Source organism: Paenibacillus urinalis, assembly GCF_028747985.1.
GTDB lineage: Bacteria > Bacillota > Bacilli > Paenibacillales > Paenibacillaceae > Paenibacillus > Paenibacillus urinalis.
Map to the genome: position 1 here is coordinate 3,562,322 of NZ_CP118108.1, position 16,333 is coordinate 3,578,654.

14 protein-coding genes are annotated in these 16,333 nt (G+C 46.6%); 3 read left to right on the forward strand and 11 right to left on the reverse strand.

What is annotated here, in order from left to right; translation table 11 throughout:
• Nucleotides 1-16: 16 nt before the first annotated feature.
• From miaA to PUW25_RS16430, 11 genes are all read right to left on the reverse strand, one after another.
• Entirely contained in the window at nucleotides 17-997 is a 981-nt protein-coding gene (miaA, locus tag PUW25_RS16380; RefSeq protein ID WP_047910669.1) for a tRNA (adenosine(37)-N6)-dimethylallyltransferase MiaA, read from the reverse strand.
• Nucleotides 975-1,766, reverse strand: a complete 792-nt coding sequence (locus tag PUW25_RS16385) for a class I SAM-dependent methyltransferase (protein ID WP_047910670.1) — start codon at nucleotides 1,764-1,766, stop codon at nucleotides 975-977. The genes miaA and PUW25_RS16385 overlap by 23 nt, the downstream gene beginning before the upstream one ends.
• A 58-nt stretch (nucleotides 1,767-1,824) precedes the next feature.
• A complete protein-coding gene (mutL, locus tag PUW25_RS16390; RefSeq protein WP_047910671.1) occupies nucleotides 1,825-3,972 on the reverse strand; it encodes a DNA mismatch repair endonuclease MutL in 2,148 nt (715 codons plus the stop codon).
• Nucleotides 3,973-4,016: 44 nt separating this feature from the next.
• Complete coding sequence (gene mutS, locus PUW25_RS16395; protein WP_047910672.1) at nucleotides 4,017-6,767, reverse strand: DNA mismatch repair protein MutS; 2,751 nt, start codon at nucleotides 6,765-6,767, stop codon at nucleotides 4,017-4,019.
• A gap of 125 nt (nucleotides 6,768-6,892) precedes the next feature.
• The gene (locus tag PUW25_RS16400) at nucleotides 6,893-8,128 is read right to left on the reverse strand and encodes a putative amidoligase domain-containing protein (protein WP_047910673.1); all 1,236 of its coding nucleotides are present in this window, start codon (nucleotides 8,126-8,128) and stop codon (nucleotides 6,893-6,895) included.
• Nucleotides 8,129-8,238: 110 nt separating this feature from the next.
• The gene (locus tag PUW25_RS16405) at nucleotides 8,239-8,799 is read right to left on the reverse strand and encodes an outer spore coat protein CotE (RefSeq protein WP_047910674.1); all 561 of its coding nucleotides are present in this window, start codon (nucleotides 8,797-8,799) and stop codon (nucleotides 8,239-8,241) included.
• Nucleotides 8,800-8,928: 129 nt separating this feature from the next.
• Nucleotides 8,929-9,894, reverse strand: a complete 966-nt coding sequence (locus PUW25_RS16410) for an aromatic acid exporter family protein (protein WP_047910675.1) — start codon at nucleotides 9,892-9,894, stop codon at nucleotides 8,929-8,931.
• A gap of 180 nt (nucleotides 9,895-10,074) precedes the next feature.
• Nucleotides 10,075-10,929 carry an ABC transporter permease gene (locus tag PUW25_RS16415; RefSeq protein ID WP_274337297.1) on the reverse strand — a complete coding sequence of 285 codons (855 nt, stop codon included), beginning with the start codon at nucleotides 10,927-10,929 and terminating at the stop codon, nucleotides 10,075-10,077.
• Between the two features lie 9 nt (nucleotides 10,930-10,938).
• The gene (locus PUW25_RS16420; RefSeq protein WP_274337298.1) at nucleotides 10,939-11,712 is read right to left on the reverse strand and encodes an ABC transporter ATP-binding protein; all 774 of its coding nucleotides are present in this window, start codon (nucleotides 11,710-11,712) and stop codon (nucleotides 10,939-10,941) included.
• 31 nt (nucleotides 11,713-11,743) lie between these two features.
• Entirely contained in the window at nucleotides 11,744-12,748 is a 1,005-nt protein-coding gene (locus tag PUW25_RS16425; RefSeq protein ID WP_047910678.1) for an ABC transporter substrate-binding protein, read from the reverse strand.
• Between the two features lie 181 nt (nucleotides 12,749-12,929).
• Nucleotides 12,930-14,447, reverse strand: a complete 1,518-nt coding sequence (locus tag PUW25_RS16430) for a carboxypeptidase M32 (protein ID WP_047910757.1) — start codon at nucleotides 14,445-14,447, stop codon at nucleotides 12,930-12,932.
• A gap of 138 nt (nucleotides 14,448-14,585) precedes the next feature.
• Between PUW25_RS16430 and PUW25_RS16435 the strand changes: the two genes are divergently transcribed.
• The 3 genes from PUW25_RS16435 to PUW25_RS16445 all read left to right on the forward strand — a co-directional run bounded on the left by PUW25_RS16435 (nucleotide 14,586) and on the right by PUW25_RS16445 (nucleotide 16,300).
• A complete protein-coding gene (locus PUW25_RS16435) occupies nucleotides 14,586-14,927 on the forward strand; it encodes an iron-sulfur cluster biosynthesis family protein (RefSeq protein WP_047910679.1) in 342 nt (113 codons plus the stop codon).
• A 33-nt stretch (nucleotides 14,928-14,960) separates the two neighbouring features.
• Nucleotides 14,961-15,536 (forward strand): beta-class carbonic anhydrase, encoded by a 576-nt coding sequence (locus PUW25_RS16440; protein WP_047910680.1) that lies wholly within the window; start codon nucleotides 14,961-14,963, stop codon nucleotides 15,534-15,536.
• Nucleotides 15,537-15,742: 206 nt separating this feature from the next.
• On the forward strand, nucleotides 15,743-16,300 hold the full coding sequence (locus tag PUW25_RS16445) for a PadR family transcriptional regulator (protein WP_047910681.1): 558 nt from the start codon (nucleotides 15,743-15,745) through the stop codon (nucleotides 16,298-16,300).
• Nucleotides 16,301-16,333: the final 33 nt, after the last annotated feature.

Genomic DNA, 16,333 nt, shown 5'->3' on the forward strand with positions numbered 1-16,333 from the left:
CGTACCCCCAATAAGTTCAATTAGATTGATTTGAAGAATAATCATGCTCCAAATTCAGCTTATCTGCTATTATATCACGTATAGTAGCGAAGTTCGTAGAAAAATTTGCTGTGTCCGTCATATCCACCCATTGAATATCCTTCATATGACGGAACCAGGACAGCTGTCGTTTGGCGAAGCGACGCGTATCCCTCTTCAGTTCACTAACTGCTATATCCAGCGGCACTTCTCCACGCAGGTATGCAGCAATTTCTTTGTAACCAAGACCTTGCATGGAAATAGAGCCGGGACCCACACCTTGGCTGAGAAGTGAAGCAACCTCCTCTACCAGCCCTTCCTCCATCATTTCGTCAATTCGGTCTTCAATACGGTTATATAGCATTTCTCTATCCATTGTCAAACCGACGATGCAGAGTTCATAGGGAGACTGCTTATTCTGTGCAGCCAGCTGCTCGGATTGTTTGACTCCGGTCATGTGATATATTTCAAGGGATCGCACCACTCTGCGCACATCGTTTGGATGAAGTCTTGCGGCACTGTCTGCATCTACCTCCCGAAGTTTCTGGTGCAATGCCTCCGCTCCGTTTGCATCCGCAAAATCAAACTGTGCTTTTCTAAATTGTTCGTCAGAGCCTGCTTCAGAGAATTGAAAATCGTAGCATACCGATTCAACATACAGACCAGTTCCTCCTACGATAAAAGGCAGCTTACCGCGCTCATGTATCTCTCGAATCAACCTGCGGCTCTCCTCTTGAAATTCTGCGACAGAATATGGGTAATCCGGCTCATGAATGTCGATAAGATGGTGAGGGATACCTCCCATTTCCTCAGGCTTGATCTTCGCCGTCCCGATGTCCATCCGTCTGTAGACCTGCATGGAATCTCCTGAGATAATTTCGCATTGAAAGGTCTTAGCCAGTTCGATACTCATTTTTGTCTTGCCTACGGCAGTAGGTCCCACCAGGACTAGCAGCTTAGGCTTTTGAGTTTCTGTCAAGTTCAATCACTCCGTACACTGTTTTTGAATGGGCACGATTCACGGTACTAAAACCGAGTCTGGCAAATTCACCACTGTCCCTTTTTTCTTTCATAACCACTGTTTTTCTAGCCACTCTCTTGGCCTCTGTGATGCTCTCCAGCGCCAAAGGCGCACTATTCGCATATCTGCGCAAAGGACGAATCGCGCTCGAATCCATAACAGGCTCACGGAACATCGGGTCAAAATATACGACATCGACACTATTGTCACTCATACTGCGGAGCAGCTCTAAATGATTGCTGTGCTTCACCTGAATGGATCTGAGTGCCTCATCCACACGGCCGTTGCCGCTCCGGTAATACCGCATGCCCTCTAGTAGTATGGTGTACAAAGTGTGAGAGCTCTCACAAGCGGTGACATGTCCTTCTCCTCCTGCGGCGACGGCGAACACCAGCGAATCCGTTCCAAGACCTGCCGTACAGTCCAGTACAGAGTCACCTTTCTGGAACTTCGCAGCTTCCAGCATAGGGTCGCTTTCCCCTTTTAATACGCGCTTCGCCCGAACAAATCCCATGCTTGGATGAAATTCGAGCACAGGCTCCCCTGGACGGATCAAACGAACGCCATTCGTTACGACAACGATAATATCTTCATCGCCATATTGTTCCGATAGCTTGGCCAAGGAAGCTTTATTTCGCTGAACATAGCTTGAATGGGTAACCTCAGCAAGACGAACCGCACGCTCCGCAAGCGTCTTTGCATTCGTATCGCCTGTTGTAATTATCATTTAATTTCTCCTAATCTTAAGCCTCTGATTTCGTTCAACTACTTCATGTTGTTCCACATTACATCACTCTTTTAAACATCTTTTCAAGATCATAGGTTGAGAACGAGACAACGATAGGTCTTCCATGTGGACAAGTGTAAGGCTGCTTGCAGTCCGCAAGCCGCTCTAACAGCACGGCCGCTTCCTGATCTGTCAGCTTCTGATTGGCTTTAATTGATGCCTTGCATGAGCACATGATGGATGCGGCTTCGCGCAGCTTGGACAGATCAATTCCCCGCTCTGACAGCACCCATTCCGCCATTTCCAGAATGATTGACTCTTCATCGCCTTTGGGCAGCCAATAAGGGTAGGATGTAACACGGAAGGTTTGTCCACCAAAATGCTCGAGGTATACCCCAGCCTGCTCAAACCAATGGAGCTTGTCCTTCAGCTGCTCTGCCTCCGAAGGTGTGAACTCCAGCGTAATCGGGAGCAGGAGCTCCTGAGAAGCCTCAACCGGATTTCCGAATTGATTGTAGTAGAATTCATAGTTAATTCTCTCGTGTGCAGCGTGTTGGTCAATCAGGTACAGCCCGTTCTCATTTTGTGCGATCAAATAAGTTCCGTGATGCTGTCCGATCAGCTCCAGCTCAGGGAACTGTGGCAGCTCCGCCTTTATCCCCGCCAGCTGAGCATAATGATTCCTGCTCATTCCTTGTGCATTCTTAGACTTCAGCGCAGCACTATCCCGGTAATAATCCCCATTTGCACGATTCAGTTTCGCTTCTCTAATCACATGCTGCTTGTCCTTCACATTAGGCACATAAGACTGACTGTCCTGAGTATGATGATCATTTTGCTTATCTGTATTGTGGTAGTTGGAAGAATCGAGCCTATTGAAATTGTCATCGATATCTTCAATCGGTGCAGCATTAGAACCCCCTGCCGCACTCTCGGTATTTGCTGTGCTTGATCGTTCCCTGTCCTCAGCTTCGCTTGGCCGAGGCAGAGACTGGCTCATTTCCCTTCCATAAATAGGTCGGCTAACACCTTGCTGATCCGATGGATTATATATTTTCTTCTCAGTTCTCGATAAGGATGAAGTTCCAGATCTGTCCAAACTCGATGCATTCGCCTGCTCTTCCTTCGGCTTCGATTTAGTAAAATGAAATTGCTCCTGGATAAACGATTTGCTCTCCGGCTTTCCAATACTCTGTTTAATCACTTGAGGAATGAGCACTTCCTGCCTAAGTGCAGCACGGGTGTATTCCTCCACAAAGGCATACAGCTCAGGCTCCTTGCTGAATCGAACCTCCAATTTTGCCGGGTGAACGTTAACATCCACTAATGACGGATGCATGTCCAGCTGCAATACGGCAAGCGGAAACCGATTGACAGGAAGCAGCGTATGGTAGGCCTTAAGCAGAGCTTGGTTCAGACCGTAATTTTTAATATAACGGCCATTGATGATGGTCGATATGCCATTGCGATTAGCCCTTGTAAGATCTGGCCTGCTTACATAACCGCTGATTCGGTAATCCAGATTATCCCCGCTGATCGGGAGCATTGCTTTGGCAGCCGAGGTTCCATATATCGCAGCAATGACCTGAAGCAGATCTCCATTGCCAAGGGTCTGCAGGAGCAGGTTGCCGTTATGCCTTAGCGTAAATGCGATATCTGCGTGAGATAACGCCATTCTGTACAGAACATCCGAGATATGCCCAAGCTCCGTCTGAATCGTCTTCATATATTTCAATCTGGCCGGGGTATTGTAGAACAGCTCCTCAACCAAAAAATCGGTCCCGCGAGAAGCTGTAATATCATCATGCTTGATCAGCTTGCCGCCCTCAATGACAATCTCACGGCCACGGCCGTCGGATTCAGTCGCACTAATCAGCCTTACTTTGGAAACGGCAGCAATACTCGGCAAGGCTTCTCCTCGAAAACCAAGACTCGTGATCTCAAATAATTCCCGACCGTTTGCAATTTTACTCGTAGCATGGCGGTAAAAGGCGGTTTCCATATCCTCTGCATCAATTCCGCCTCCATTATCGGTGATCCGGATGCTTTGGAGCCCTCCTTCATGTATGGATACATCAATTCGGGTGCTTCCAGCATCAATGGAATTTTCCACAAGCTCCTTAACGACAGAAGCGGGTCTTTCCACCACTTCACCGGCAGCGATCTGATTGGCAATATGCTCGTCCAGCACATGAATTCTAGCCACCTTTTACCCCTCCCTTTTATTTATAAGTTTATAAGTTAATAACTTCACATATCCGTTACTTTCATTTTTAATTCATTCACGAGCTGCATCGCTTGAAGCGGCGTCATGTTCATTAAATCCGCATTCTTCAGCCGTTTAATCAGCTGCTTGACAACTGGGTCCAGCTCATTTGCTTCCTGCAACGCTTTCTTCTTCGGCTCAAGTAGTTCATCTCCGAAAATCGACAGCTGAACAACTTCATTAGACGAAGCAGCCGGCACTTCCATTTTCTCCTCTTCAAACATCTTCGCAGCTAATTTGGTCTCGTTCAGCATCATTTGATCTGACGAAGCTGCCGCTTCCTTCTCGGCTTGATGGTAATCGGTCTCAAGCGGCTCCTTATGTCCTTCACCAGCGATATCAAATGAGTGCTCCTCAATGGTGTGGATCAGCCTGCTGGCACGGTCAATGATCGAGCTCGGCAGTCCAGCCAGTCTTGCGACATAAATACCGTAGCTGCTGCTTGCCGCGCCGGGGATCAGTTTGCGTAGAAACTGCACTTCATTTTCCTTCTCCTGCACGGCCATTGAATAATTTCGAAGAGAAGGAAGACTATCCTCCAGATGGGCAAGCTCATGAAAATGAGTAGAGACCAGAGCTTTGCACCCGATGTGATCATGCACATATTCAATAACCGACTGAGCAATCGCCATACCTTCGCTCGTTGAGGTTCCACGCCCCAGCTCGTCGATAATGATCAGGCTTCGCGGAGTTGCCTTTTCCGTCATCACCTGAATGTCAGCCATTTCTACCATAAAGGTACTCTGACCACCGATCAAGTCATCACCGGCGCCGATTCTCGTAAATATCCGATCCATAATCGGAACCTCTGCCTCCACGGCCGGAACGAAGCAGCCAATTTGAGCCAGAATAGAGATGAGCGCCACTTGACGCATATACGTGCTCTTCCCCGCCATATTCGGACCTGTAATCAGCAGAATTCGTGGATCCTCCTGTGTTAACACCGTATCGTTTGCCATAAATGCACCATCACGCATGACCGATTCTACAACAGGGTGCCGTCCTTCAATAAGCTTCATGTCAAATCCATCCGTGATGCTCGGTTTAACAAATCCGCGCTCTGCACTGACGGCAGCAAGTGAATGGTACACATCAATCTCTGCAACCTGCTCAGCTAACTTCTGCAATCTTTTAATCTCTTTACTAAGCTGATCACGAATTTCAATAAATAATGAATATTCAAGCCCGACCATCTTATCTTCGGCTTCCAGAATGAGAGACTCCTTCTCTTTCAGCTCAGGTGTTATATATCTCTCTGCATTTGCCAAAGTTTGCTTACGTTCATATCTGCCCTCAGGAAGGGAGGAAATATTCGATTTGGTCACTTCAATATAGTAGCCGAACACTTTGTTATAACCGATCTTAAGTGAACGGATTCCAGTAATTTCACGTTCCTGTGCTTCTAGCTCCGCGATCCAGCGCTTGCCATTCACGCTTGCATAACGCAGCTCATCCAAATGCTCATGATATCCTTCACGTATCATTCCGCCTTCTCTGACAGATACAGGCGGCTCGTCCACGATGGCATGATGAATCATATCGCGCAAATCCGAGCAATCATCCATCGTTTCTGCAATATGGCGCAAGGTGCTTGAAGGAGAATCTGCACACAGCTTGGCAAGCGCAGGAATCATATCAAGAGACACCTTGAGCGCATTCAAATCCCGTCCATTGGCATTGCCGAATGCAATTCGACCAACGAGTCGTTCCAGATCATAGATTTCCTTCAGCTGCTCGCGAATGTCGCTTCGCAGAATAAATTGGTTATACAGCTTGTCCACCGCTTCAAGACGCTCCTCAATCTTCTGTCGTTGGAGCAGCGGCTTATCAATCCAGCGTCTGAGCATCCTCGCTCCCATGGAAGTCTCTGTCTTATCTATCAGAGATAGAAGCGAGCCCTTCTTGGAGCGGTCGCGTACCGTTTCTACAAGCTCCAAATTTCTTCGGGTGAATGGATCGAGAATCATGTAATGATCGGGCTCGTACGTCTGGATTTGAGTCAATTGGCCCAATGAGCGCTTCTGAGTCTCATGCAGATAGGCAAACAACGTCGCAAGGCAATGTCTGCGCTCTTCCCCCAAACGGGCCCAGGCAGCTTCACCAAATTGGGTTATCACAAGCTCAGATTTACTCTTGTCAATAGCCGTATAGGTGATCTTCCGGTTACCTGCCAGCATTTCGGACTGCACCGTCTCTAGCAGCTCGGCATCTCCGATCAGCTCAGAGGGCTCATAGATGCCAATTTCATCTTTGAGCCACTTTTCAGAATATGGAGCAGAGGTAACATACAGCTCTCCAGTAGATAAATCGCAGGCAGCAATCGCCAAAACACCGCTGGTTTGTGTCAAGCAGATCATATAATTGTTTGACTTCTCGCCAATCGTCTTGCCTTCCATGACGGTGCCCGACGTAATCACTCTCACGATCTCTCGGCGTACCATTCCTTTGGTTGCGGCCGGATCTTCCATTTGTTCACATACTGCAACTTTATACCCTTTCTCAATCAATCGCTGAATATAATTATCGGCGGAATGATAAGGCACGCCGCACATTGGAATACGTTCTCCGCCACCGCCTTCACGGCCGGTTAACGTAATCTCCAGTTCCTTCGCGGCAAGGGTTGCATCCTCAAAAAACATCTCATAAAAATCACCAAGTCTAAAAAAAAGAAACGCATCCTGCGCCTGCTCTTTTACCTTTAAATATTGTTCAATCATTGGCGTATATTGAGCCATGAATTATACCACTCCTGCCACACAATTTGCATCGATCATATCGAGTCCTATCATACATTCAGTATAGCTTATCTGAACGATGATACGGATTCATCCGCTTATTATATCAAAAAGAGACCTCATATTCATGGCTTTTGCTGAATATTCCAGAGAGGTCTTATATCCTTGGATTCATCCCATGTCTTCCCTAGATACAGTGCATTGATCAAGGGATTCACATATTTATGATGACGGTTGTAATCGGGCAGAGCTGTTAATTCCTGCAGCAAGGGATGAACCAGTCCGCGAAGAATTGGTTTATTTCCCTTATAAAAGGCTTCATGATTCTCGGTAAGATCAAGCGGTCTTCGCTGGAGAACCCTGTAATTGGCAGCGACCAAATAAGCTATGGACACGACCCCTTTGGCAACCATTGGGGACACCAAGAAGCTCGGGAGTGTTCTGTACTCGAAGCCGCCATATGGCTGAGTTCTAAAATCACCCAAGTAGCCGTATTTCGGTCGTCTGCCACTGCTGCGAGGATCTTCCAATACGGCGATCGGAAGCGCCAAGTAATTGTCGAGGGCACGGAGCAGATCATAGGTCAGCACCACTCTGCTAAAATGTACATGTCCGCCAAGCGGAAGCCCGCTTACCGGAAGCCCGCCGGCTCTCCATAACAGCGTGCGATCCGTAATCAGCGTGGAAGCAGTTAAGAACGCATGCATCAAATGAGCGAGCAGCTCACGCGGCTCTGAGCTTGGCATAGGCCTCAGCTCCGCAACAGGATACGATCTTCGTCCGCCTCGAGTTACCGCATCACACCCGGCTTCGCCCGTTCGCTCCAGAAATAAGGAAGCAGGAACCACTCTATTCTCCTGTTGACTAACGAGTAGAAATTCGGGATCCATACCGAGTACCGGAGACGTATGTAAATTACTTTCTGCTTCAAGTGCAAGCTGCTTTTCCATCATGGCCTGTTCGTACAACTCAGCGATTCCTTCTCTAATTAACCATGGCTGCGCATGAACGCTGCTTACGCTAATGCCTTGCTGTCCTCCTGCCTGCAGCACAATCTCCGCATGCTCCAGATTTAGAGCATATGCCGCTCGAACCGCAGCACGTTCAATTCGATTGTAGAGTGAAGTGTTATCCTCCCTTTTCAGTACCGTCAAGTTACCTTCCCGAATTCCGGTATAGCTCTTTTTCACGATTCTTAACGCATGAAGCTGACTGACCAAGACTTCGTAAGTCACATGGAACTGCAGCTTGTTCTCCTTAGGATGAATTAGGGAAGAACGAAGTCCTGAGCGGGTTAATCTTGCGTCACGCTCCTCCATTGTCATCGACTCGTAATGCTCTGGATTTCGAATTACAACCATGGCATCTAGACCGTCCTTCCCCCAAAAAAAGAAATAAAAAAAGGAGGGCTGCCGCCCTCTACGCCGAAAGGTTCGGCGCATATATTGCCATATAGGTGTTGCAGCACCAATTAGATCTCATCATCCAGCAAGTCAGGATCAAGCTCGTCAAAATCGCCATCAAGTGAGCCGAATTCATAATCTTTGTCTGCATCTTCACTGCAGTTGTTCGTGCACACGACAACACGAACCTTGGTTTCAGCAACCATCTCAGCTGCAAACTCGCGTTCCACACGGATGACTACACTGCCTCCGCCCGAAGCTACCGTCGCCTCTACACAGCTCGGTTCCTGCGTTGCATCCGCAGAGACCTCAACAGTGGAGGCACGATGCTTAGGATCCAGGTAAGATAGTGGAATGTTCTCTACATAAGATACTGTCTTCTTCGCTACATCGGTTTGAGAGTTTTGGTCATAGGAATACCAGATGTTGATATCGTAAGTACCAATAACTTCAATTCCGTCTCCTGCCGGGACCGATTCGTACTCGTGGTTAATAATCCATGCCCCCAAAATACTGGTAGGATTATGTGGCGGAGTCACGGTATGTGTTACGGTAGAGAACTTACGACCCTTGCCGCAGATCGCCTTCGTTATAATCTCTCTACATTGATGTTTATGACTCAATGACATCTTTGAACCTCCTCCATACAATCATTCCATTTATATGTATGCAGGACATGGGCGTTTGTTACCAATTTAAAGATAAATATAATTGAAAAAGATAACTTTTAATTTATAGCGGCTTAGATGCTGAATCAGCTAATTTCCTTTTGCTGGGACAGGGAACGGTGCCTTGTCCTTTTTCGCAATCTTCAAGTACAAAGCGAGTTCCCGGCACAGCTGCCGGATCGACGAACGAATCTCGAATTCTTCTCTTGTTGTGGGCAGATCCATCGTTCTAAACTCTTGCTCTACCATGCTTAGAAGTTTCTCGGTCCGTCCAGTATAGAACTCATTGCATACATCATCACTTAACTGCTCGAACAATTCAGCTACCATTTCTGCATGCGGCATTGTCGTATATACCTGTGAGATCAGATGCATCATATGCTGAATTGAATCCAGCTGGGTCTTGCGCATATAAAAGTATGCAGTCCATTCCTCGTTGGGGTGGATCACTTGATTCTCAAGATACAGCTTGGAGGCTGCTACTCCTTTGTCTATTGCCTTCTCAGCTTCCATCAATTCAGCACCTGTCCACACGTAAGAGGGATCTCTCAGTGTACGGCCAAACTGGGTGAAAATTACCGAAAACAGCTCATCGATCTCATGACGGATGTTCAAGAGCATGTTATCCGATTTTGGCATATAAGCTAAATTAACGACCATCGCCGAGCCAAGCCCAACAATGAGCAGCAGTATTTGTGTCCAAATGACTTCAAGGCTCATCTCTCCTCCGCTAAATACACGGAAGACAACGACGGACCCTGTGACAATGCCTTCTTTAAAGCCAAACCGCACAATCGCAGGAAATGCCGTGAGGATATAAATCGCCAGCACCCAGTAATGAAATCCAAAAAGGAAAAAAAGTACAGAAGCAAAAAGAAGCCCTACTACGGACGCAAAAAATCGCGCCGAGATCGTCTTCAGGCTTCTTTTACGTGTAACATCGACACCCAGTATGGCCAGCAATCCTGCTGACGTTGGTCCTTTTAACTGCATAGCATCAGCCAGCAGCACAGCCATTAAGGCAGCAATCGCTGTTTTGATAACGCGGAAACCCATGTATGATAACCCTCTCTTCTCTCTATAAGGCGAGTACAATAAATAACGATTCCATTATATTAGTACCCATTCAGATCGTAGGTATCAATCGTACACGATTTTCCCTTCTGGAACAATGTGACATGTCACAGACATATGGACTGATGCGGGATAGAATCAATAGTTCAGCCCTGTGGAAAATTAATGCTCCCTGCCATTCATCAGCTTACGCTCGAGCCATGCTACCAGTTGATACATTACCGTCGCGACTACAGCAATTACAATCAGACTCGACATAACGAGTGTAAAATTGAACACTTGAAAACCATATATAATTAAATATCCCAAGCCTTCCTTCGCAACAAGAAACTCTCCCACAATGACCCCGATCCAGGCCAGACCTACATTTACCTTAAGTGTGGAGACGATCGCAGGAAAGGATGCAGGGAAGATCACTTTGCGAAAAATATGCTTCCGGTTTCCTCCAAATGTACGTACAACCTTTACATAGTTAGGATCCACTTCATTAAAGCTGTTATATACAACAAGCGTTGTAATGATAACTGTAATCGATATGGTGGTCATGACAATCGCAGTAAAGCCTGCGCCAAACATGACGATAAATATCGGTCCAAGCGCCACCTTCGGCATACTATTCAGTACGACTAAATAAGGATCAAACACCTTCGATAAGAAAGGGGACCACCAGATCAGTACAGCGATGAGTGTGCCAAGAAGTGTACCCAGCAGGAAGCCGACAATCGTTTCAAACACCGTGACTGAGGTATGGAGCCATATTTCGCCGCTGACCACATCCTTCCACAGCTGTGCGCCAATCTTTGAAGGATAGCTGAACAGAAGCACGTCGATCCATTTTAATCTGCCCGCAACTTCCCAATATAGAAACATCATGATAAGAATCGCAATCTGTGTCAGACTGACATATCTTCCCCATCTTCTTCTCCGCTTCTTGTGCTGGAGATGAATGTTGTGTAGCCACTGCTCTTCCTGCGTTTTTTCATGACGTGCTGCTTCCAACGGTTTTGCTTCTTCCATTAGACATGATCACCCCTTTCCCCCGGAGTCATCAAGCTCTCCCCAAATTTCGTTAAACAGATCATTAAATCCTTGCTGTTCTCTTGCACGGAACGGCTGAGCATCCCTGATGGATGCAGGAACCTCAAACGTCTTGCGGATTCGTCCCGGATTTTTGTCCAGCACGATGACTCTGTCACTTACTGCAATAGCTTCAGATAGATCATGTGTAACCAAAATAGCTGTCTTGCCCTGCTTCTTCAGCGTATCTGAGATCAGGTCCTCCAGCTGCAATTTGGTCTGATAATCCAGAGCCGAGAAGGGCTCATCGAGCAGCAGCAGATCAGGGTTCGTTGCGAGCGTTCTTACCAGAGCCACACGCTGACGCATTCCACCTGACAATGCCTGCGGATACGCGTCCTCTGTTCCTGCAAGCCCCATCTCCGCGAGCAGATCTCGCGTTGCTTGAAGCGAAGCTTCACTGAGCTGTCCAGTAAGCTCAAGTCCAATCGAGGCATTTGCCATAATTGTGCGCCATGGATACAAATAGTCCTGCTGCAGCATATAGCCCACTTGGGAAGAAGGTGAAGTGACTTTTTCTCCGGCTAGTCGCACCTCTCCCTTCGTTGGCTGCAGCAGGCCTGCAATCATGGACAGAATGGTCGTTTTGCCGCATCCGCTTGGACCTACCAGGCTGACGAATTCGCCAGCCTCGACCTTCAGACTGATGGAATCCAGAGCCAGCTTTGCCTCCCGTTCCGTTACGTACACATGTGTTATCTGATCCAGTTCTATCCGTGTCATTTGTTCACATCCTTTTTATGAACGGCGAACCTTACTTTCCAGCAGCCTCTTCAGCAAAAGTATTGTCTACAATCGCAGACGCAGGGACTCTCTCCTGCAGCTCGCCAGCATTCTCCATTACATCAAGCAGGTTATTCCATTCGCTATCGTCAATAATCGGGTCCAAAGCATACGTACCTTGATCCTTATAGCGTTGTACACTGCTCACAATAATGTCACGATCCGCGTCTTTAAAATAGGGCATGATCACATCGGCTATTTCTTCTGCCGTATGCTCTTCCACCCACAATTGTGCCTTATGAATACTGTTCGTAAATTTGCTGACCACGTCTTGGTTGTCTTTGATGAAGCTCTGTTTGGTCATAAATACGGTATACGGAAGCTTGCCGCTCTCCACACCAAAGGAAGCAACGACCTTGCCTCTCCCTTCTTTTTCGAAGATGGAAGCTTGCGGCTCGAACAGCTGTACATAATCGCCTGTTCCTGATGCAAACGCAGACGTGATATTGGCAAAATCAATGTTCTGAATCAGTGTCAAATCCTGATGTGGATCGATCCCTTTCTTACCTAGGGCAAACTCACCGGCCATTTGCGGCATGCCGCCTTTTCTTTGACCAAGGAATTCGCTCCCCTTCAGCTGATCCCAATCGAACTCCGCCGATTGATCTCTCGCAAATAAGAAGGTGCCATCCGTTTGCGTCAGCTGTGCAAAGTTAATGACCGGGTCCTCTGCTCCCTGCTGATACACATAGATTGACGTTTCCGAACCGACCAGCGCGATATCGACGGAGCCTGCAAGCAGTGCCGCCATCGTCTTGTCTCCCCCTGCCGTGGTTTGAATCTCAACATCCAGACCTTCTTCCTCGAAGAAGCCTTGCGCGTGAGCGACATACTCTGGTGCATAAAAAACAGAGCGGGTTACTTCGCCAACGTTAACCTTCACGTTACCGCTGCTGCTTGAGCTGCAGCCGCTTAGGACGACGCTGAATAACAGCAGCAGAATTGCAGCAGGCATCCACCAAGCTTTTCCTTTCATTGAATAGCCCTCCCTTGAAATAAAGAATGTATGAACCATATTTATGCAGTCCATTCGCAATTGGTTAATCAGCCCGGTATAAACTCTCTTAAACTACGCTCTTATTCACGCAAAAAAAGCTGAAGGACTCTTGTAGAATCCTTCAGCTTGACAAGTTATGTTTAACGATACAGTTATCTCTTTATAGTTTATAGATTTCTTTATATTTACTCTCCAGATAATCGGCAAGGTAATCCGGATTCAGCTCTTCTCCTGTAATAGCAACAATCAATTCGGAAGGCTTGCGGGATTTGCCGTATTGGTAGACCTTCTCTGTCAGCCATTCTTTGATTGGAGCAAGGTTCCCTTCCTTTATATAATTCTCGTATTCTGGAAGCTCCTTGGCCATTGTATTCATGATTTGGGCTGCATACATATTTCCAAGCGAGTAGGAGGCAAAGTAACCAAAGTCTCCGCCTGACCAGTGAACATCCTGAAGCACACCTGCTCCGTCATCAGGAGGAGTAACGCCTAAATATTGTTTATATTTCTCGTTCCATACCTGCGGAAGGTCCTTCACATCCAGCTGTTCATTAAAGAGCATCTTCTCGATCTCATAGCGGATAATGATATGAAGATTATAAGTAAGCTCATCGGCTTCAATGCGGATCAGCGAGCTTTCTACCTTATTGATGGCTTCATAGAAACGATCCAGAGAAATGTTCTCCAGCTGCTCTGGAAAATAGTTCTGTAATACCGGATAATAATGCTCCCAGAAAGCCCGGCTTCTGCCGATCATATTCTCCCATAATCTCGATTGAGACTCATGAATTCCCATCGATGTACCTTCGGCAAGGAGAGTCCCTGCCAGGCTTGAATCAATATTTTGCTCATAGAGGGCATGACCGCCTTCATGAAGAGAGCTGAAGATGGCGCTCGCCACATCTGTATCATAATAATGAGTTGTAATACGAACATCACCGGGATTTAATCCCATTGCAAAAGGATGTACACTCTCGTCCAATCGGCCTGCCTCAAAATCATATCCCATTTCCTTCAATATATATTTACTGAATTCGGACTGCTGCTTAATATCAAAGGATTGATTGAGGAAGGAAGTGTCCGGCTTATGTATAGACTGACTAATTGCTTCCTGCAGGGGAACAATTCGAGCTTTTAATCGGCTGAATACTTCATCCAGCTTCTCAACCGTTAAATCCGGCTCATACATATCCAGCAATGTGTCATAACGTGTATCTTTTACACCATAATAGTCAATAAATTCACTCTGCATGGCAACAATTCGGGATAAGTAGGGTTCAAACGAAGCAAAGTCAGCCTTCTCCTTGGCTACTTCCCATTTCGCTTGAGATTGAGCCGTAAGAACACTGAACTCACGAACCTTCTCGGGCGGAACAGATTGTGTGCGTTCGAGCTCTTTCTTGCAATCATTGATCAATCGCTGATGCACATCTGACAGGGCAGCAAATGCGCTCTCCTCATTTAAATACGAGATCAATTCTTTCATTTCTTCCGATGTTTGCAGTTTAAAAGCTTCCGATGACAGCATTCCGATCGTCTCTGAACGGGTATCAATTCCTTTGCGCGGTGCCCCGGTGCTCATGTCCCAGTGCAGGAGTCCAATCGCTTCATTGTAGCTTTTGATTTTTTTGTTCAGATCCAGAAATTGCTCTAATTTAGCCTGTAATTGCTGGCTCATAATCGTCACCCCATCCATATTTTAATTCGCCTACCTATTGATCATACTTTTAGGTAAGATTATAATCAACATTTAAGAGCGTTAACTAGGGTTTTAAGACACGCCCTAAAAGATTAAATAAAGGAGTGGGCCTACATTATGAAAATCAATCTTAGTAAGGCAGCTGAAGAACTCCTGACCAAAGTTCTCGGTAACAGGCCAGGCTTCATTCGACTGATGTACGACAGCGAGGGATGCGGCTGTGCGGTTAGCGGAGTCCCTGCGTTTCGTATTGTAGATGAGCAAGAAGACGGGGATATCGTAATGGATACGAACGTTTCGGATCTTACGTTTATTTTGGACAGCCAGAAGGCTGTTTTTTTTGAAGAAGAGCTGAATTTGGCAACCGATCCCGGAGACCTGTCCTTACGTCTATCCAGCAGTGGTCAGCACTATGGGTTATACATTTTTCCGCGCGATGAACGTGCGGTCAATGCTTAGAAAATAACTACTCATTAACTGGAGGTATAAACAATGAACAGTATTAGTCAAATCATGGAGCATAATCGTAACTTTGTGGAGAAAAAAGAATATGAAGCCTATATCTCCGATAAATTCCCGCAGAAGAAAATGATGATCGTAACATGTATGGACACCCGTCTTGTCGAGCTGCTTCCCAAAGCAATGAACTTCAAAAACGGTGATGTCAAGATCGTTAAAACGGCCGGGGCTATCATCTCTCATCCATTCGGAAGTGCGATGCGAAGCGTTCTAGTCGGCTTATATGAGCTGGGTGCTGATGAGGTCGTCGTCGTCGGTCATCATGAATGCGGCATGGCCTCTCTAAATGGTGAAGCGATGCTCTCGCATATGGTGGAACGTGGCATCGACGAGAAAGTGCTCAAGACGATCGACCATGCAGGAATTAAGCTCGATCGCTGGCTGCGCGGGTTTGACAATGTCCATGAAGGGGTAATGGAAACTGTGGAGTTGATTCGTAATCACCCACTATTGCCCCCAGGTACTCCTGTTCACGGCATGATCATTGATCCTAAGACAGGCGCACTCGATCTTGTTGTGGATGGTTATGAGAACCAGGCATCTCTCTAATCCCTTGGGTCTGGATTGCTGATCAGCAGTCCAGGCCATTTTTTATTAAATTTCTGTGACATTTATAACAACAGTTTATCCGTCATACAGCAATAACGGTTGTCAAACCATACAGTCGTGGTGTACACTTTTAAACATATATAGTCTTGGAAAACGCTTTTACGCTATTATTCAAGACTATAGTTTAGTAAAGGAGACATGTCCACTTGAACATACTGTCTTATGGTTTGCTCGGGTTATTGACACGTGATGAATCATCTGGCTATGATCTCATGCTGAGGATTCAGCCCCACTGGCCGGCCAAACACAGTCAGATCTATCCGCTGCTATCCCGTATGGAAGAGGATGAGCTTCTCTCTTCACGCTGGATTGAGCAGACAGATAAGCCGGATAAGAAGATGTATACGATCACGGATAAGGGAATACAGGTATTATTGGAATGGATGTATACACCCGTGTCAACATCGCCTATTCGGGACGAACTGAGTCTTCGGCTGATTTGTTTTCAAATCACGAATCCGGCTCTGCTCAGACAATGGATTGAAGAACGCAGACAGTGGTACCAGATTCGTCAAGATTATTATGAAGATCTTCTCAAAGCGCTTCCAGACGAAGCGGTGCAACCCACACATTCCTATTTCGGTGATTATATTGTCAACACGAAGGCAGCAATGAAAGCCAAGGCAGGAATGGAATGGTGTGATTGGGTATCCGACCTGATTCGTTCCGGTCATGCTGAACAAGAAGTATCCAATTCACATTAAATTAAAAAATATGAAACCAACATATTTTTTGAG